General features: G+C 53.2%; 19 protein-coding genes. 10 read left to right on the forward strand and 9 right to left on the reverse strand.

Annotation, left to right across the window (positions count from 1 at the left end; all coding sequences use genetic code 11):
* The 3 genes from VE954_RS32980 to mtaB all read right to left on the reverse strand — a co-directional run.
* Nucleotides 1-183, reverse strand: a 183-nt coding sequence (locus tag VE954_RS32980) for a VOC family protein (RefSeq protein ID WP_324961046.1), incomplete at its 3' end; no start/stop codon positions are given.
* Nucleotides 180-1,772, reverse strand: a complete 1,593-nt coding sequence (locus VE954_RS32985) for an alpha-amylase (RefSeq protein ID WP_324961048.1) — start codon at nt 1,770-1,772, stop codon at nt 180-182. The genes VE954_RS32985 and VE954_RS32980, both read right to left, overlap by 4 nt.
* A 239-nt stretch (nt 1,773-2,011) precedes the next feature.
* Nucleotides 2,012-3,367, reverse strand: a complete 1,356-nt coding sequence (gene mtaB, locus VE954_RS32990; RefSeq protein WP_324961050.1) for a tRNA (N(6)-L-threonylcarbamoyladenosine(37)-C(2))-methylthiotransferase MtaB — start codon at nt 3,365-3,367, stop codon at nt 2,012-2,014.
* Between the two features lie 211 nt (nt 3,368-3,578).
* Here mtaB and VE954_RS32995 point away from each other — a divergent pair, with 211 nt between their 5' ends.
* From VE954_RS32995 to VE954_RS33015, 5 genes are read left to right on the forward strand one after another with little or no spacing between them, the layout of a single operon-like run.
* Nucleotides 3,579-5,582, forward strand: a complete 2,004-nt coding sequence (locus tag VE954_RS32995) for a heme lyase CcmF/NrfE family subunit (RefSeq protein ID WP_324961052.1) — start codon at nt 3,579-3,581, stop codon at nt 5,580-5,582.
* Complete coding sequence (locus VE954_RS33000) at nt 5,579-6,130, forward strand: cytochrome c-type biogenesis protein (protein WP_324961054.1); 552 nt, start codon at nt 5,579-5,581, stop codon at nt 6,128-6,130. The genes VE954_RS32995 and VE954_RS33000 overlap by 4 nt, the downstream gene beginning before the upstream one ends.
* Complete coding sequence (locus tag VE954_RS33005) at nt 6,127-6,459, forward strand: hypothetical protein (protein ID WP_324961056.1); 333 nt, start codon at nt 6,127-6,129, stop codon at nt 6,457-6,459. Before VE954_RS33000 ends, VE954_RS33005 begins: the two co-directional genes overlap by 4 nt.
* The gene (locus tag VE954_RS33010) at nt 6,452-7,114 is read left to right on the forward strand and encodes a hypothetical protein (protein WP_324961058.1); all 663 of its coding nucleotides are present in this window, start codon (nt 6,452-6,454) and stop codon (nt 7,112-7,114) included. The genes VE954_RS33005 and VE954_RS33010 overlap by 8 nt, the downstream gene beginning before the upstream one ends.
* Nucleotides 7,111-7,377, forward strand: coding sequence for a hypothetical protein (locus VE954_RS33015; RefSeq protein ID WP_324961060.1), 267 nt, complete (start codon nt 7,111-7,113; stop codon nt 7,375-7,377). The genes VE954_RS33010 and VE954_RS33015 overlap by 4 nt, the downstream gene beginning before the upstream one ends.
* Nucleotide 7,378: 1 nt before the next feature.
* On the opposite strand, the gene VE954_RS33020 is transcribed toward VE954_RS33015, so the two are convergent.
* The 3 genes from VE954_RS33020 to VE954_RS33030 form a co-directional block, all read right to left on the reverse strand.
* A complete protein-coding gene (locus VE954_RS33020; RefSeq protein ID WP_324961062.1) occupies nt 7,379-8,551 on the reverse strand; it encodes an HD-GYP domain-containing protein in 1,173 nt (390 codons plus the stop codon).
* Between the two features lie 191 nt (nt 8,552-8,742).
* Complete coding sequence (locus tag VE954_RS33025) at nt 8,743-9,198, reverse strand: hypothetical protein (RefSeq protein ID WP_324961064.1); 456 nt, start codon at nt 9,196-9,198, stop codon at nt 8,743-8,745.
* 220 nt (nt 9,199-9,418) lie between these two features.
* Nucleotides 9,419-9,943: a hypothetical protein gene (locus VE954_RS33030; protein ID WP_324961066.1), complete on the reverse strand. Its 525-nt coding sequence runs from the start codon at nt 9,941-9,943 to the stop codon at nt 9,419-9,421.
* A gap of 207 nt (nt 9,944-10,150) precedes the next feature.
* On the opposite strand from VE954_RS33030, the gene VE954_RS33035 reads away from it, so the two are divergent.
* Complete coding sequence (locus tag VE954_RS33035) at nt 10,151-10,597, forward strand: hypothetical protein (RefSeq protein ID WP_324961068.1); 447 nt, start codon at nt 10,151-10,153, stop codon at nt 10,595-10,597.
* Nucleotides 10,598-10,744: 147 nt separating this feature from the next.
* A complete protein-coding gene (locus VE954_RS33040) occupies nt 10,745-12,412 on the forward strand; it encodes a TldD/PmbA family protein (protein WP_324961070.1) in 1,668 nt (555 codons plus the stop codon).
* Here the strand turns inward: VE954_RS33040 and VE954_RS33045 are convergent.
* The 3 genes from VE954_RS33045 to VE954_RS33055 are packed head-to-tail and all read right to left on the reverse strand — an operon-like array spanning nt 12,409 to nt 14,908.
* Entirely contained in the window at nt 12,409-13,191 is a 783-nt protein-coding gene (locus tag VE954_RS33045) for an ABC-2 family transporter protein (protein ID WP_324961072.1), read from the reverse strand. The genes VE954_RS33040 and VE954_RS33045 overlap by 4 nt on opposite strands.
* A complete protein-coding gene (locus tag VE954_RS33050) occupies nt 13,192-13,980 on the reverse strand; it encodes a hypothetical protein (RefSeq protein WP_324961074.1) in 789 nt (262 codons plus the stop codon).
* On the reverse strand, nt 13,967-14,908 hold the full coding sequence (locus tag VE954_RS33055) for an ATP-binding cassette domain-containing protein (RefSeq protein ID WP_324961076.1): 942 nt from the start codon (nt 14,906-14,908) through the stop codon (nt 13,967-13,969). Before VE954_RS33055 ends, VE954_RS33050 begins: the two co-directional genes overlap by 14 nt.
* 310 nt (nt 14,909-15,218) lie before the next feature.
* Between VE954_RS33055 and VE954_RS33060 the strand changes: the two genes are divergently transcribed.
* The 3 genes from VE954_RS33060 to VE954_RS33070 all read left to right on the forward strand — a co-directional run bounded on the left by VE954_RS33060 (nt 15,219) and on the right by VE954_RS33070 (nt 18,647).
* Nucleotides 15,219-15,680 (forward strand): hypothetical protein, encoded by a 462-nt coding sequence (locus tag VE954_RS33060; protein WP_324961078.1) that lies wholly within the window; start codon nt 15,219-15,221, stop codon nt 15,678-15,680.
* A gap of 17 nt (nt 15,681-15,697) precedes the next feature.
* Nucleotides 15,698-16,663, forward strand: a complete 966-nt coding sequence (locus VE954_RS33065) for a lytic transglycosylase domain-containing protein (RefSeq protein WP_324961080.1) — start codon at nt 15,698-15,700, stop codon at nt 16,661-16,663.
* A 112-nt stretch (nt 16,664-16,775) separates the two neighbouring features.
* Nucleotides 16,776-18,647: a hypothetical protein gene (locus VE954_RS33070; RefSeq protein ID WP_324961082.1), complete on the forward strand. Its 1,872-nt coding sequence runs from the start codon at nt 16,776-16,778 to the stop codon at nt 18,645-18,647.
* Nucleotides 18,648-18,669: the final 22 nt, after the last annotated feature.

Genomic DNA, 18,669 nt, shown 5'->3' on the forward strand with positions numbered 1-18,669 from the left:
ATCCCAATTATAGGTCAATTCCACTTCCGGTTCACCCGGTGCGGTGGCAAGAAAAATCAAAGTGAAGCGGCCCTCGGGCCCTCCGTCCTTGCGCCGTGTTTCCACGAGGCCCAGGAGATTACAAAAAAAATGCAGCGATTCGTCCACATTGCGAATCCGCAGCATGCTGTGAAGATATTTCATGGTCCCACCCAGATGGAAAACGATTTGGCGTTGACAGGAAATACGCCGAAACCTTCGTTATCGATGGTCACGCAAGGCAGATTCGGTTCGATCGTATTTTTGAAGCAAGTGCCGGCAAAACCTGGTCCGACTTCCATGCGTTTGGTGCCAGCCCCATTGTCACTCAGCACCACAGCTAAACCGGAGGGATGCTGATCATCCCCACTCCGCGTCCACCCGACAATATCCGCCGCATCAAAATAGGAGCGCTGAGGGCCGTAGGCATAATCCCGCCGTGCCTTCAGCAGGACATCCAAGGTTGCGGTGATGGCTGGAATGCGGATGTTTTCATAGGACGCGCCCGTGTAATCCGCACTGAACACTGAAGGGTAACCCTCGGCCCGTAGGAGAATCAAAGCATAGGCCAGGGGCTTAAACCAATCCGCGACCGGGGATTGCAGCGCCTGCAGAGGCTGCGTATCGTGATTGTCCACAAATGTTACGGCGGATGTGGGGGCGCGTTCCAGCAAGGTATCATCCAGGAGCGTGGCCATATTATAAGAGCCGCGGGCCTGGGCCGCCTTGAAGAAATTCATATGCAAGGGCACATCGAAGAGCGAGTGGTCCTGCTCGCTCAAATAGTCGAGGAGAACATCGATAGAAGGATCCCAGTACTCAGCGACCGTGAACAGTTCCTTGCCGCTGACCGTGCGGACATGATCAACCCATTCGCGCAAAAATCCGCTCTTCATATGCTTCACGGCATCCAGGCGAAAGCCATCGAGATCGGCTATCTTCTGATACCAGGAGCCCCAGGTCTTCATTTCCGCCACAACTTCAGAGTTGTAGAAGTCGACGTCCGCGCCTATCAGATAATCGTAGTTGCCGAATTCCTTCGACACTTCGCTGGCCCAACCTTTACCCGGCGCATTGAAGCGATAGATCCGGCCCCGCTGCTGGGTCTGCTGATCCCAATCCACGCCGGTGAAATGGCTCCAGTTCCAGCGGAAATTGGAATAACGATCGCCTCGCCCGCTGAAATCAAAGAGCGTCCAGGCCTGAATGTTATATCCAGACGAAACATCCTTGCTGCGATTTTTAGGATCGACTTCGACCGCCGTAACCGATTCTGTACGATCTGCGCCCATGCGATGATTCATGACGATATCGGCAAACACGTCGAGCCCAGCGGCCTGAGCCGTCTGAATTAATTTTAAATACTGATCCTTGTCGCCATATTTCGTGCGCCTCGAACCCTTTTGCTGAAATTCGCCCAGATCATAAGCATCATAGACCGCATATCCCACATCATTCCCACCGCCAGCGCTTTTGTAAGCGGGTGGCAGCCAGAGTGCGGTAAAACCTTTGTCGGAAAGGGATTGGGCCTGCTGGGTGAGCTGTTCCCATAGGCGACCGTCAGCTGGCGTATACCAGTGGTAAGCCTGGAAGAGAGTGCCGTTGACGCCTGGCTTCCTTTGACCCTTGGGACTGCCGGTGAGGGCTGCCGACGGCTCGGGTTGTCCGACGGGTCCCGTGTGGCCCGAACTGGAGGAGCCACAGGAAATCAAACAAACCAGGCAGAAGCTTGAAACCAAACGTGGGAGCGACATGGGTCCACCTCGTGCGGCAAGGGTTCATTCCTTGTAGCAAAAACCGAGGGGATCGAGAAGAAAAAACCCCGTCCACGCCGATGTCGAACGCCAGGGCCGGTCGTTTCTTAGCGCAATGCGCTCATCTTCGTCAACGGGGTGTGGCAGTGAGCGCAGGGCCAGAGACTGCAGTGACAGTCGCTGATGCTGCACTGCCCTAATACTAGCATCGGAACATGAAAGCGGCAGCTGTCGTTGGGTCACGACAAAATCTTGCCAAGCAAACGATGGTCTTCTACAAAACCTTTTAATTGAACCCTTTGCACAACACCGGCTTCCACCACCGCATGGCTCGGCGCACAGACTTCCAGATAATTGGTGCTTTTGCCAACGCGCCGTCCCAGGCTGTCGACATCATTTTCCCAAAGCACTTCCGTTTCCTGACCAATATAGCGTTTGGTGTATTCATGCTTCAGTCGCGTCGAGAGTTCACGCAGGATGCGTGCGCGGTCTTTCACCACTTCGGGAGCCAGATGGCCTGGCATTTTTTCGGCTGCGGTATTCGGCCGTTTGGAATAGGGGAACACATGCAAATAATTGAGGCCGGTGCTTTCAATAAATCGGAGAGTTTCGGTGAATTCCTCATCGGTTTCACTTGGAAATCCGGGAATCACATCGGCCCCGAAATTGGTGTTGGGAAAATAACGGCGAGCCATGGCGACGTTTTCCGCATACTGCTGGCTGTCATATGTTCTTCTCATCAATTTCAGAATACGATCATGACCTGACTGCAACGGTAAATGAAAATGATCGCAGAAAATATCAGGGCGTTGGCTCAAAACTTTCAGCAGGTCTTCGGTGAGCTCGCGCGGTTCCAACGATGAAATCCGAATGCGGACCATATCGGGCCAATTCAAGAGTTCCCGAATCAAAGCGACGAATCCGTCGTCATGTCCGATATCCGCACCGTAGTCGCCGATATGAATTCCGGTGAAAACGATTTCCTTGACACCGAGATCAATAAGGCGGCGCACTTCGCGTGCGACTTCAGCAGGGGCAACGCTGCGTGAGGCGCCACGAGCATAAGGAATCAGGCAGTAGGTGCAGAACCCATTGCAGCCGTCCTGAATTTTGAGGAACGCGCGAGTTTGCGTCGAGTCCGCTTCGAGCATAGTCAAAGATGATTTAAAATGTCCTTGCCGATTGCCGCTGACGGCTTTCACCTGCGAGGGGAGTTTGGTGGAAGGCTCCTGAGTCAGGCCGCGCGCCTTGCGATCGGCAAAAGCGTGCGTGGCTTCGACCACCAGATCCTTGGTCTGGTTTGGAAACACAAGGTCGACTTCATCCATCTCCACCAGTCGTTTGGAATCGGTTTGCGCATAGCAGCCGGTGGCCACGACGATGGTTTCAGGATTTTCACGACGGAACTTGCGCAGAAGATAACGCGCTTCCTTGTCGGCATTGTCGGTGACGCTGCACGTGTTGAGCACAGAGACCGTGGCGGCGGATGGATCATCAACCAGATCATAGCCTAGAGCCTTGAATTGATTTTCAATGGCATGGCTGTCGTAACTGTTGACCTTGCATCCCAAAGTTTTTACGTACACGGTTGGCATAGCGCGTTGTCCTCGATCATCCACTGAACGTCATCACACGCGCAAGATTTACGGAATTCGGGCCAGGAAGGCAAGATAAGACTTTATGAAGAGAATTCGATGCTTTATATGTGGCTCCTTCAGACCTTGGGCTGACGGGCGGGACCAGGATGAGGTAAAATGGAACCTCATTATCCCGAACTATGGGGAGTAAGTGCGGAGTGAGGTGCCAATGCTCGCGAACTACGGCTTCTTTTTAATTTTTCTGTGTTTCATCTGCAGTGTGTATGGCTTTTTATCAGCCATATTGGCCGCATTCTGGCGGCACAAACGGCTCTATGTCTCGTCCAAGCTGGCTTTGACGGTGACCTGCGTCTCGGTCGTGGCGGCAGCTGCGCTTATGGTCTACGCTTTTTATCAGCGGGACTACTCGGTGGCATACGTTTACAAAAACTCCAGTAACGATCTGCCAGCCTTGTTCACGCTGACCGCGTTCTGGTCATCGCTTGAAGGCTCGCATACGCTGTGGACGTCGTTCCTCGCGATCGTGGGCACACTCGCTGTCTGGACGAGTTCCAAAGACAACGAACACATCATGCCTTATGTGTCGGCCTCGTTTCAGGCGGTGCTCGCCTGGATGTTCTATCTGGCCATCACGCACTCGGATCCTTTCGTCGCCAACCTGCCCGCACCACCGAATGGTCGCGGCATGAACGAGCTTCTGCAGAACTTTTACATGGCCATCCACCCGCCGCTTCTATTTGCAGGTTACACACTCCTCGGTGTGCCGTTTGCTTATGCCATTGCCGCCCTCTGCTATGGTGATATTACCGAAGGCTGGTTGAAAACCACTCGCCGCTGGACTTTGGCTGCGTTCTGTTTCCTGACCGCTGGTATCACCCTTGGTGGCCGTTGGGCTTACGTTGAACTGGGTTGGGCCGGTTACTGGGCCTGGGATCCGGTGGAAAACTCCAGCTTTATGCCCTGGCTTCTGGCCACGGCGTTGCTTCACTCTCTTCTGGTGCAGGAAAAACTGGGCCACTTGAAAAGACTGACCATCGTCCTGGGCATCGGCGCCTTCTTTATGAGCTATGTGGGAACCTTCCTGACCCGATCAGGTGTGGTGTCCTCGGTCCATTCCTTCGCGGAATCACCGATTGGTCCCAACTATCTTTACTATCTGGCCGGGATGGTTTTGATCTCGTCCGGCATTTACGCCTTCCGCGCCCCCTCGATCCTGCCGTCGGATACCGAAAAGGTCTGGGGTGTGTCCAAGGAATCGGCTCTGGTGCTGACGCAGTTTCTTCTGCTCTCCTTTGCGGCCATTATTTTCATTGGCACCATGTTCCCCATCGTATCGGAAGCCGTCACGGGTCAAAGAATTTCCGTGCAGGCGCCATACTTTAATATGTTTGCCCCCTGGATCGGCCTTGGTGTCATTCTTGGCATCGCCGTCGGCAACCTCATGCGCTTCCAAACCGATAAGATGCCTCACGGTAAGAAAATCATCTTGGGCGCCATCGTTTTCGCGATTCCTGTCACGATGTTTCTCATTTACATGGGCGATGTGATGGCAACGAAGAAGACGTCGTCGCTGATCGCGCAGTTGATCGGTCTTTATCTGGCTTCATGGGCCATAGGCTGCCTCATCGGTGATCTCTACTTTAAGATGGGCGATCTGAAATTCAATTTTTCGCTCTTCTTCGACCGTAACCTGGCTTACTTCGGCGGCTGGGTCGCGCACATCGGGATGATGATCGCGATCATTGGTTTCCTCGGTAACTACCGCGGCATGGAAGAACGCGTGACGGTGAAAGCCGGTGAGAATTTCTCATTCTTTGGCTATCGCTTCGAATTCGGTGCGGAAGGGATCCAGCTCAAGCAGGTGGAAAATGCCACGCATTACGAAGCGCACCTGAAAATCTTCCGCGAGAAGGATAACGTCATGATCGAAGACGCGCATCCGGCTCAAAGTCGATACCCCACCAAGGATCAGATCTTCAACGAAATCGCCATCACGGGCAATATCTGGCATGATATTTACGTCGTGCTGGTTGACTTCGACAAGGCAACCGGCAAACGAGTGACCTTCCAGGTGAATATCAATCCCACCGTGCGTTTCGTTTGGGGTGCGGTGATGCTGATGGTCCTGGGCGGATTGATCGCTCTCTTTGATAAGTATCGAGGCAACCGAAGCCGCGATGTGGTTGCTGGCGCCTGGGAGGTGAATCCATGAAACGGCTTCGTTTGGCTGTGGCTGCAGGTTTGATCGCGTTCGGTTCCCCCATGGTCTGGGCTCAGATGCCAGAATCCAATCCAGGCATGCCACCCCCACCTGCGGCGCCGCAGGTCCAGGATAGCGGCATGAAAGGCTTGCTGGGATCGGATCGCAAAGACAATGATACTGAATTTCGCGATGTCGCCAAGGATCTCCGTTGCCCCACCTGTACCGGACTGAGCGTCCTTGAATCCGACGCCAGCTTCTCGGTTCAGATCAAAGACCAGGTGCACGAGCAGATGAAACTCGGCAAGGATAAGGACGAGATCCTTAAGTTCTTTGTCGAACGCTATGGTCCGTGGATTTTGCGTGAACCTCCCAAGGAGGGCTTCAACCTCGTCGCCTGGGGTGTGCCGATCGCTCTTTTGGTCGGCGGTCCTATTTTGATTTGGCTGTTGATCTGGCGCCGCAAGGTGCAGTTCAACGTCCACGGCGTCCGCAGTACGGAAGCGTTGATCAAGGAAATGCATGACCGTCTGCAGCTCATGAAGGAGAAGAAGGGATGATCATTGTCTTTGCCGTTTCCCTATCGGTCCTGGCTGTTCTGATCATTCTTTCGCCGTTCTTTTTCGGTAAAGGCGGCCACCTTCAGGCTGCCGCCTCCATCAATTCGCTCGACAAGCTGGAAGCGGTGAAGGATTCCATCCTGAAGCGCTTCATCGAAGACGAGCGGGCTTACGATGAGAAACGGATTTCGAAGATGGCTTGGGAACAACGTCGGCAGTATCTCAGCAACCGCTATATCGATGCCGCGCGACGTTTGGATTACCTGCAGAATCTGGCCAAGGAACAGGCCGCTGCCAAGAGCCAGGGAAAGGGATCCGCACATGGTTAAATTGAAATTTGTCCTTGCGGCTCTGCTGCTGGCGTTGACCAGTCACGCCATGGCTGCCGTTCAGGTCAGCAACAAGCACATCTTTGTTCTGTATCCTGGGGTGGATTCGGTCTTTGGCAGCTATATCTTCATGGTTCAGAATCCTGGAGCGCAGCCCGAACGTCTGAGTTTTCCCGTGATGCTGCCGACCGAGACCATCGATTTTCAAGCCCAGGAAGGTCTGGCTCCCAACGAATTGAATCTGGGTGCTGATGGTGGACTGACCATCGACAAGAACTTTCCCCCGGGCGATACGCTGATCACCATCGGTTTCAAAGTTCCTGCTGATGTGAATAACGGGCGCATGACCTTGAAGGCCGCGCAGCCTTTTGAATCGGTCGGCATGTTCGTGTTCGAAGGTAAATTTCAGATCAATGGCCCAGCGCTCGATATCAAGCGCAACGTGGACTTCTCGGGCCGGACCTATGATACCTATACCGTGAACAAGGGTGAAGCAGGCAAGACTTATCAGATGGAATTGCAAGGCATTCCCGAAGGTCGGGGGCGCCTGTGGATCATCGGTTGGGTGCTGGCTGGAACTTTGCTGGCCATTGCCTTGGCTTTGGCGTGGTTCTCGCGACCGCAACTGCCGCAAGGAGCGGAAGACACACTTTGAAACATATCATCATCAAAGGCATTCTGCTCGGCGCCCTTTTGGTTTTTCTCTTCAAGGGCGGCATCAGGGTTTTGATGTTGGGCTGGCGCTTCATTGTGCCAGCTCTGATGGTTACAGTGGTCTATTTTGTGGTTCGGCAGGTGATTCAGAAGAAGAAGGTGGGTGCCAGGCAGGATCCGGACTCATTGGGTACGGGCCAGCCGATCACCATCTGCCCGCACTGCCATAAGCCTAAAGGCTCCTGTCCCAAATGTCAGGCTTGATTCAGGCGCTGGTTTTGCGAATGCGCGTCCCCAGCCCTGGATCCACCATGATAATTCTTCCCGTATCGTGCGCTTTCTTTTCCAGGTTATCAAAGCGAACCAAGGTCTTTTGAATATTTTTTTCAAAGTTTCGAAAGATGATGGGATCATAATCGTCCGACGAGTTCTGCATGATCTGCAGAGCTTCGCTGGCGTCATACGCTTCCTTATAAACCCGTTTCATCAGCAGAGCCGAATAAACGTCGGCTATCGAAACGATCCGGGTAAACACATGAATACCATCTTCATGGTCCTCGGCGCGCCCTTTTCTGCCGAACGGATAGCCGTGTCCGCTGAACTTCTCATGATGTTCCAGGGCGACGCGGGCGACGTTGCGATCAATGACAGAACCATGCTCAATGGCCCGACAGATTTCGTCATAACCAAGTGTCGTATGGGCTTTCATGCTTTCAAATTCTTCGGGAGTGAACCGTCCCGGTTTGTTCAGCAGGGAGTGGGGGACACAGGTTTTGCCCACGTCATGGTAAAGACCGCCCTGAGTAATCAGAATGGAATCCTCACGATTCCGACCCAGCATGGTGCGGGCTATCACACCCGATATCATGGCGACAGAAGCGCTGTGATCATACAGCGTGGGATCCGCCTGGACCATACGACTCAAGGTGCCCACGGCCACTTCACATTCCATCAGGTTGCTGACCAGAATACCCGCGGCCTCACGAGCCTGCGTGGCCACCAGCGGGCTTAAGCCGCCGCGTACCATCATCTGACTGGCTCGACTCAGGTTCACAAAGGATCGAATCACCTGAGGATCCAGCAGAGGATCCCGACGCAGGAGCTGGTCGATTTTCTTTTCCCTGACATCATTGATAAGCATGTCGAACTTGCGGAAGTCCTTGGTCTCGACACAGATATCGATATTCAGGTAGTCCCGATTCCGGGCCGCTATGATCTGATGAACCAGTTGGTGGGAAAAGGATGCCCCATCGATAAACTCAATCATCTCGTCGTCGACACGGAAGTGAATCACAAAATCGATATTCTTGACATCCAGGAGGTAGTGAAAGAGTTCCAGGCTGATGCTTTGAAATTTCGCTTTATCACCGTCGGTAAGACGAGATATACGGCATCGTTCGCGAGTCTCTTTCGAGATAGTATACCGCTTGGATTTCATCACTACCGTCCTTATTAGGATTGACCTTCAAAGGATCGGTCGGCCTGGCCCCATCTTGAGACGCCGCTGAGTGACCTTGGTTTTAACTATGGTTGGACCGAGATGGGGGATACTTCCGGCGGGTAAATCTTGAGCGAGGATCCAGCACGCAACAAAAAAGCCTCCCAGGGGGGAGGCTTTTTACAGGTCAATTAGTTGTTTTGAACGGGATCGTTCTGGCCCGCGTCATCGTCAGGATTCGGGCAGGGTTTGCCTTCGTTCTGACCAGCCTGGTTGGGTTCATCACAGGCAGGTGGAACCACTGGACAATCCTTGTCACCGGCTTTGCAATCAGCAGGTGGTACAGTTGGACAATCCTTGTCACCGGCTTTGCAATCAGCAGGTGGGACCGTTGGGCAATCCTTTTCACCAGCTTTACAATCAGCAGGTGGCACGGTTGGGCAGTCCTTCTCACCAGCCTTGCACTTATCAGGATCAATAACCACACAGGTCTCGCCTGGCTTGCAGGTCACGGGTGGCTCGACCACAACAACGTCGGCCTGTTTTTTGTCCTTGTTCTTGCCTTTGCCGTTGAACTTCGCATTGCCACAGCTCGTGCTCAGAAAAACAAGGGTCAGCAAAAGGGTGTGGATCAGTGGTTTACTCATTCAAAAAACCTCATAGGGTCGTTAGTGATTGGGTTCTGTGAGAAGACGTCCTTTTAGACGTGTCGTACTTCTAGCACAAAAATCGGGCAAGTCAAGCTCATTTGACTCGTCATTAAAGAGCGCGGTACCCGGTCAGCGCAGCGTTTCGCGCTTGATGCTCAACCGGGAACCGCTTAATCAGCCGACTGATGGGGCAAGCCCCGATCAGCGTTGACTTTGTTCAATGCTGACCTGGGTCATCGTTCTGGCCTGGATCATCGTTCTGGCCTGGATCATCAGGACCTTGGCCAGGACAGTTGATGCCGTACATCGTGCACTCGTCTGGAACGGTTGGGCAGTTGCCCTTGGTGACGTCACAGGGGACTTCACAAGTCCCTTTGGCTGCACAATCCGGGTCGGTGCCGGGATTGCCAGGGGTCCCGGGAGTTCCTGGAGTGCCTGGGGTTCCAGGGGTTCCTGGATCATTATCATCCGGGTCTTCGGTGCCGGGAGTCCCGGGGGTGCCAGGAACAGGGGTTCCAGGGGTCGTGCCAGGAGTCTCGGTTCCTGGAGTGGTTCCGGGGGTTTCGGTGCCTGGCGTGCCAGGGGTACCGGGCGTTGTCGGATCGGGGGTCGTTTCAGTAGGAGCCGAGTCTTCGTCGCCGTTCAATCCGCTTTTTCCTTTGAATTTCGCGGTATTACAGGCCGTAGACAGGGTCAAAAGGGCGATCAAAACCAGTGAACAAGGGACATTCAGCAACTTCATCTTCCACCTCAAGAGTAACAGCAACAGCTTAGAGTCCATTTGCGCAACGTCAGTTCGACGTTATGAGGTAGATACGCGACCCACGCCACAATGTCAATACTATTTTGACGTATATAAGAAAGAAATATAAAAGTAAAACCAAAACAATTGGTTAGGGGCAAAATTTCCCGCTATGATGGGGGTCCTCTGCTTTCATAGGAGTCTCGAATGAAGCGCATTACTCTTATAGGCCTGTTGATCGTGGGTTTGGTGGCCGTTGTCGCGGTCAGTGTCGCGCTGAATACTGGTGAAAAATCACCTATTTACGTTGCCGGCAGCGTCGAAGTTCCGAGCGAAATGCGGACCCACGCGGAAGGTATCCGCACGATGTTTGTGACCGTTTTTGATGAAGAATCGCCGATGCCTATGCCCTATGGAGCCATGAAGGAAACCCTGCCCACGGACCTGAGTCAGCCCATTGATTTTGCGCTGACCAAGGAAAAAATGCAGATCATGAACCCGGATGCCCGGATGCCTCGCTATATGCGGGTCAAGGTGCGCCTTGATAAGGATGGTATGGGCGGGGCGGATCAGCCGGGTGACCTCGTTGGTATCGTGGAACACGTTCAATTTGGAACCAGCGGTGTTCGCTTGACGATCCAACAGAAAATCTAGTTTAAGTCTTCCCGCGTCCAAACTTCTGGATTCACTTCCCCTCCTAAGTCGGGTCACTATGGCTTATAAACAGCCGCTTGCGACCCTCGGGCCCCTCGGGTAGAAACGAAACCTTGTCCACCAACTCCTTGATGGGAGTGTCCCAAAATGATGCGTAAAATGGCTCTCAAACTTGCTGATGCGATGGACGTGGAACTTCGACGTTCGATGGAGCAGCTTCGCGCTCCTCGGCATCCACGCCCCTATTATATAAGCTATCTCGTTCGCGATATCGAAAACTACACCGTTTGGGCGCGCTATGGCTCGCTCTATCAGGATAAACGCGAGCAGAAGCGGGTCTGTTATGCTGATGTCAGGGTGGGAAGCTATCGCTATGACAACACCAGCAAGGGTGGATTGAGCGACACCAATGAAGAAAGTGAAGCCAATTACGAAATCACCGAGCTGCCGATTGAAAACGACCTCGACAGTTTTCGATTCAGTCTGTGGCGTTTGACCGACGCCAGGTTCCGCGATGCTGTCAGCAAATTCCACGGGAAAAAATCCCGTGATGTGAGTTTTTTGGACCAGAATCGCAGCTTGCCTTCCTTTCAAAAACTGCCCGGCGAGCAAAGCGTGAGGCCTTTACGCTCCTTTGCCGTCGATCAGGATTACTGGCGAACCCTGGTAAAAAAGGCCAGTGTCGTCTTTAAAAAATTTCCTGAGATCAAGAACTCGTATGTGGAATTCAGCGCCGATCTTGTCACCAAGATCTTCGTCAGCTCCGAAGGGGTGCAACGCATCTGGCAGGAACCCCTGTATAGCCTGAGCGCTTATTTCTGGTATCACACCCAGGAGCTTGATCAGGACTACAACATCGTGCGGCATGTCGCGCGCCTCGACGAGTTGCCTGATCTCGAAGAGTTTAAGAAACTCATCGAAAGAAAAGTCGCCCAATTCCGCGACGTCGCCGCAGGTGATGAGATGACCTCCTATGCCGGGCCTGTGCTGCTCGCTCCTAAAGCCGCAGGACTCTTTCTGCATGAAGTCGTCGGTCATCGTCTGGAGGGCAGCCGTCTGCTCTCTGAAAGCGAAGGCCGCACGTTCCGCGATAAGGTCAGTCAACGCATTATGCACCCCGATCTGACTTTGATCGACGACCCGGGGCTGACCGAGGTGGGTTCGCAATCCTTGATTGCCCATTATCCTTTTGATGATGAAGGGGCTCCGGCTCGCCGAGCCGTCCTGGTGGAAAAGGGTGTGCTGAAAGGTTTTCTGACAACCCGCAGTCCGCTCCAGAAACGCGGGCACCAATCCAATGGTCACGCCCGCAACCATGGGGACGAGAGGCCGATCAGCCGCATGGCAAATCTTGTGGTGCGCAGCCATAGTCAGAACACTTGGGACGATCTCAAGCGCATGCTGATGGACGAAATCAAGCGACGCCACCTTCCCTATGGCATCATCCTGCTGGACGTCGAAGGCGGTGAAACGGAAACGGAAGCCTATAATTTCCAGGCTTTTCTGGGCCAGATCGCGGTCGCGGTTAAGATTTTCCCGAACGGCAAGGAAAAATACGTGCGCGGCGTGGACTTTGTCGGAACGCCGCTGAGCAGCCTGAACGATATCATTGGGGTGGGTCGGGACCTGGTCGTTGACAACGGATTCTGCGGCGCCGAATCGGGAACCGTTCCCGTCTCGACCGTGGCGCCGGCGATGCTGCTGTCCAACCTGGAACTCCAGGCTAAAAATCCTTCCAAGGCGACCCAATACGCGATGGATCTGCCTTGGTTTGATAAAAAGCTGGGTAGACAAAGAAAAAAATCGCGGGGCTAACCCTGGGTGCCGATAACATTCAGGGCCTGGTACCGTTTCACACCCTGGCGATAGACGCCCATCGCCACCAGCCAAAGCACGAAAATCGCCGCCAAAGCCTGAACGAAATCGAGGAGGGTGCCTTCCTCAATCCATCGCATGGGCATCAGGGAAATCGCCGCGACCGGGCTCATCATCATCAGGATACGGCCGATGCCCGTTGGGAAAATTTTGCCCACGGGATAGCTGCATAGAATAATGGCGAGATTATTCGTCAGGTGAGCGATCGCATTGCCTCGGGGAATAAAGAAGGCCAGGCTCCCCGATAAAACAAAAAGGGAATAAAAGGCAAAGACGGCCAGGATGCTCGCAAAAAAAGTGCGAACGGCAATATCCGATTCGCCCATTCCCACGAGCAGGCCAACGCCCGCCAGACCCATGATGAGATCACCCAAGGCCGAGGGATGAAGCGCATGGGTGCCGACCAGAAGCAAGGGATGCCGAGGCGTGGCCAGCTTCGACTCAAAGTGCCCGTTGACGATCAGATCCCCCATTTCAATCCAGCCGCCAAAGAAAAAACAAAGAACGCCGTACGACATCATGATGAGAACGTTCAATGCTATATAATAGTTGAGCAGCTCCTGATTCTGCGATTTGCCGGCGAAGAGCATCCCCCAGAGTCCGAGCAGGAAGATAAAATTATTCAGGAGCATGCCAATCGTTGCCGCTGCCAGGTTCGGGGCATTGGAAATATGCGCGCTGAGGTTATAGCGCAAGGCCTTGCCTAGAAATCTCAGCATTCAGCCTCCCCAACTCTGATGACGTTTGCGGGCATAATGAAAAAAAACCACATTGGTCACACCAAAGATGGTCAGCCAAAGCCCAATACGAATCGACCAGGCCGTCCCACTTAATTGATAGAATTCACCCTTCAGACAGTAGTGCCCAACCTGAAAAAAGAGATCCGATGCCGGACTCTGCAGAAAGATGCTGCGGCCCGGTTCCCCATAATCGGCCAAGGGACAAAACACACCACCGAGGGCCAGGAAAATTTTGGTGATGGGCAGGACGAGGTAACGGGTTTCCTGCCAGAGCAGTTGCGCCGAAGCCAGGATGCTGGCCATCAAAGATTCCATCACCCCAAGAATGGGTAACAGCAGCACAAGCCGAAGAAAGGCGAGGCTGACCAGCGTTTCCGAGACACCGACCATGAGCAGGGCGGGGACAGCACAGATAACATAAAGACAGCGTCCGCCCAAAGTCGCCCCAAACTGCCCCGCGAATGTCAGGCCGAGCCACGAGCGCGGTCGCGCCAAACCCATGGAAAAATCCGCCTGCGACCTTTGCAAAAACGCCGACCGCAGAAAGGTCAAAAATAAAAGTTCCGCAATCGCGATATAAACATAAATTTCTTCGCGCGTGTAATTGCCTTGATAGGCATTGAATCGATTCCACATCGCAGTGAGGACGAGAATCAGCAAAGGATACAGCAGGAGATAGGAGAGCGACTGTCCCACATCGGAAAAACGTTCCTTGAGCTGAAAAAAGCCGTAGCGGCCATAAAAATTTATAGTCCTAAGAAGCGCCATATCGCGCTCCCAGCACCTCCTCGAGAGTCACCTCGCTGATGCTGATGTCCTGGAGAGATTCCCCATAATGCTGCGAAAGGGCAAAAAGGCTTTCCGACATGGGCTGCTCGTGGGTCAGAACTTCATAAATATGAGAGAAAGGATTTTCCGCGCGTGTCAGTCGAAAGCGATAGCCTTCGGTGAGGACGGGTTTTTGGGCGTCGTTGGTGGTGACCCGGATGCGCCGCAGATGCTGCAAGGGTCCTTTGAGAGCGGTCAAGGGACCATCGAAAACCTTGGTGCCATGGTCGATGAGAATACAGCGCTCACACAATGCCTCGACATCGGATAGGTCATGACTGGTGAGCATGAAGGTTGTTTTTTCATACTTCTGCCAATTGCGAATGATCTGCCGTAAACTGTTTTTCGCTACGATATCCAGTCCAATCGTGGGTTCATCAGCCAGCAGGACCTGGGGCTTATGCAAAAGCGCAGCAGCGATTTCACAACGCATGCGTTCGCCGAGGCTGAGGGAGCGAACGCGTCGTTTCACGTAAGGTTCCAGGGCGAACGCTTCGACCATTTCGCGGATGCGATGAAGTTTGGCTGGACCACTCAGAAAATAGATTTCTGCGGAAAGATCCAGGCATTGTTCGACCGTCATGTGCTGATAAAGCTGGGACCTTGTCCCAAAAACCAGACCAAGGCGTTGGTTGGCTTCCTGGCTGCCGGCTTTGAAACCAAGAATGCGTGCGGTTCCATGGCTTGGGGTGAGGATGCCACAGAGCATTTTGATCGTTGTGCTTTTGCCAGCGCCGTTGGGCCCCAGGAACGCCACCGTTTCTCCAGCTGCGATGGAAAACGTGAGCGAGTCCACAGACGGTGTCTGACTTTTTGGGAAAGTCTTCGTCAGTTGAAGGGCTTCAATGGCAACGCAGTCAGCTAGCATCAATCGTCATCCTTCGCGGAAGAATCAGCCGGGACGCTCCTTCTATCCTGACGTGGATTGCGTTCCTCTTCAATCGTTAAATCCGGTCATCGTCCTCAGGGATCCGGGGGACGCGAAGTCCCTTGCTGCATGATTTTGGATGCATCTGGTTCCTGGAGTAGACAGTCGGAAGTTCGGGAGCACTCTTATTTTTACGGATAAATCGCGGAGCGAAGCACTGCGCCTTCTTATCGAATTCTACTTTCCATTTGCCTAGGATTCGGATATCCAGGACTTGATCGAGGCCGCATAGCCAATGGAGAAAACCATCATGCCGGACCGGGAACCGCCCATATTCAGCCCTTCTGAGCCCTTACGACCTGGTCATGCGGTGGTCGCACCTGCCCCCAAGCGTTCCAAGTTGGCTATGGCTTCTATGACACTCCTGGCGATATGCATGACTTTTGCTGGGTTAATCTTTGGCTTTATCGTCGGCGATTCGTTTGGTCGGCAAAACGCGCAGTATGACAATCCTGACTTGCGTGAATACTATGCTGGCAAATGTTACGATTACTGGGAAACTCAGCTGAAACAGACTTTGTCGTCCTCATTGCAGCAGGATGCTGTGGACCGTAGGGGTCAAGGTCAGAAGCTGGATGAGATTTTTGCAAAGATGCAGGAAATGGAACGCGCCATGGCAGAATTCACGACCGGTCGTGCTCCAAAACCCGCCGTTGAATCCGAGAAAAGCTCGGTTGCAGCTACGAAGGCGGCAACACCCAGAAAAATGTGAAAAGGAGGTCCCATGTCATGCGTAAGAAACTGCAGAAGGTTCTAGTCTGTGGCAGCTTCCTGTGGTGCTCTTCAATTTTCGCGGCAACTCCAAAAGAACTGTTCCCCACATCGCCTGTGATTCAAAAGCAGGTGGATTTCTGGGAAAGAATCTTCACCGATTTCAAAAGCAACGAATTTGTCCTGCATGATCGCGATAATCTCGCTGTGATCATTGGATCGATCAAGGTCCCGTATAACATCAATGCCAAAGCGGGCAACATGAGCCTGCCTATTATTTCACCTGATGATGAGATTGAATCCTATCGTCAGGCCTTGCGTCGCTTCGTAGCGGAAGGTCCCATCGCGCGCCACAAGGGGAAACGCGAGGCGGAAATCTGGAACGCCTATTCCAAGAATAAAGCGATCCGCTCCCTGGTGTCCGGCAAAGCCACGCTGCGCGTGCAAGGCGGGCTTTCGGATACGTTCCTTGCGGCCTCGCAACGGGCCGAACTCTATCTGCCTCTCATGGAAAAAATCTTCCGGGACGCTGGATTGCCAACGGATCTGACCCGCATCGTTTTTGTCGAGTCCATGTTTAATCTCAACGCGCGGTCCAAGGTCGGTGCGTCCGGATTCTGGCAGCTCATGCCAGGAACCGCCCGCGAATATATCAAGGTCACGAGGAAACGTGATGAACGCAACTCACCGCTCATGGCAACAAGGGCTGCAGCTGGCGTGCTCAGAAGCAATTATAATGCGCTGAAGGCGTGGCCTTTGGCCGTGACGGCTTATAACCACGGGCAAGGCGGTATGAAACGTGCAGTAGCGAAATTGAAAACAAAAGACCTGTCGGAGATCATACTCCTGTATGATGCTCCAAGCTTTGGTTTCGCGAGCAGGAATTTTTATTCGGAATTTTTAGCAGCCGCTCAAGTGCATCGAGAGCGTCTCGAAGGGCCAGCACTTTCCAGGTTGGCCGATGAAAATCCGGATAAAGGCTGACTTCATGTTCAGCAGTTGACATAAGACCTGCAAATTATTACTAACATCCGATCGGGAACGAAAACTTTTCGCTCCCGATCTTCATTCACACACTCTTTGAGTTGGGAATTCCATGGACGGATTACACAAGCTCAAGACTCCGGGCCTCTTTGCGTCTTTGTTCTTACAGGTTTCATCCATCTATCTCTTGTTCCAGGCGGCCACCCTGCGAAGCAACAGTATTGTCGAGGAGGGTACGACGCGTCGCATTCAGCGTGAAGGACAGAGGTCCACAGACAATGTCAGTCGCATTCAGGCCCAGCAGTACAGCCAAAGTCTTGCTGGTTATCAGTGGGGCGCGATGGGTGGCATACTTTTGTCTATAGGTTGCCTCAGTCCTCTGGTTATTTACCGTCGTAACGAGGAGCAGGAGGAGAAACTCGAAGAAAAGAAAGCCGTGGTGCCACGTGAACCTGAGCTGCCTTACCGTTCAGAGCCCGAGATTGCCGATCCGATGGCGACCGGTATGTATAAAAACCTGAAGAAGGGTCTTGAGGAACTTGAAATCTGTTTGAAGAATCAGCCCATGACCATTGTGGGTGACGGCATGCTGGTGAAAACTGTGCATGAGAATGTACGCGTCCTGGAGAACCGGAACCGTGCGACTTACGAGACTTTGATCGCGGGACATGATGAGATTCAGAAAGCCGCCACCCGTTTGCAAAGGCTGATGGAACAGTGTCGTGAAAGTGCGAACTATTCCGCCACCAACCGGGTGGATTGGAAGAAGAACAAGCTGATCGATATTCTGAGCCAGATGCGGCAAAACCTGGATGTTGTGGTCGACCTGTCGAAGAATATTAACAGCATGCACGCCTCGACCCTGCGCCTTCTGGGTGAATCGCTGCATGGGGAAAGTATTCTGAATGATAAGATCAGTCGAGCTCAGGAGCATCTGGAAAAGATTCAAAACAGCGCCCACGGCGGCAACAAGATTCACGATACGATCATCTCCATTATTGGTGAGTCGCGTGACAACATCACCGGTGCCACCAAGTTTGTGGGCTCTCTGAATCAGAAATGGGATTCTCTCGTTCATATGACCGATCAAATCGATGAAGTGGCGGAAAAAATCAACGCTCAGTCCCTGGCGGCTTCGCTGGAACTGGTGCGCGGTCAGACGAACAGTCAAGGGGTCACGGATCTCTTCCCACTCGGGACCGAATTGCGTGGACTGGCAGCGAAGTTCCATACCTATGCCCGGCATATCAAGGATGCGATCCATGATGTGCGGGATGAGGTGAACAAGACCACCTCCTATCTGTCGATGGCAGGTTCCAAGGCGGATCAAGCTTTTGTTTCGGTCAACCAGTGCGGTGAATACTATCGCAGCAGCGTGGCTGCGGTGAAACACAGCGCTTCGGAACTGATTCTTTTGCAGCAGGAAGTGAACATCCACATAAAGAAGCTGCAGGAAACCCGGGTGATGGGGATGAGTTCCACGGAACTTATGGGGCAAATGGATCGGCATCTGCAGGGTCATAACGGAATCGGCATGAAGATCATGGAAGAGACGAGCCAGATCACGGTGCATTCTGAAAAAATTTCGACTCTGCTCGCCAAGCAGTATCATGAGCTGAATCACTGCCAGAAAATTTTGGCCTCGAGTGCTCCCATGCTCAGTGATTCGATTCGTTTTACGACGGAAACCAAGCAGACGATTCACACGCTCGCGGCTTGTCTGGACCGCGTGCAAACATCCGACGACGTTCACGGCCGTGATGCTCTGCCGCGTACGGATGAAGTTTTGGTGGCGAAAATCGAGGACTTCAAGCAGCTGATTGCCAGCCTGAAGAACAATGATGAGCCCGGCGTGCCGACCAGCGCGCTCAAGCAGCAACAACAGCAGCAGCTGCAACAGCAACAACAGCAGTATCTGCAAAGAACGCTGGCTGTTCAGCAACAGCAGCAGCGGACTCCTGCCACATGGCGGGTCATGAACTGATCGCTCAGGCAAGCCAGGCTGC

The sequence above is a fragment of the Oligoflexus sp. genome (assembly GCF_035638955.1).
GTDB lineage: Bacteria > Bdellovibrionota_B > Oligoflexia > Oligoflexales > Oligoflexaceae > Oligoflexus.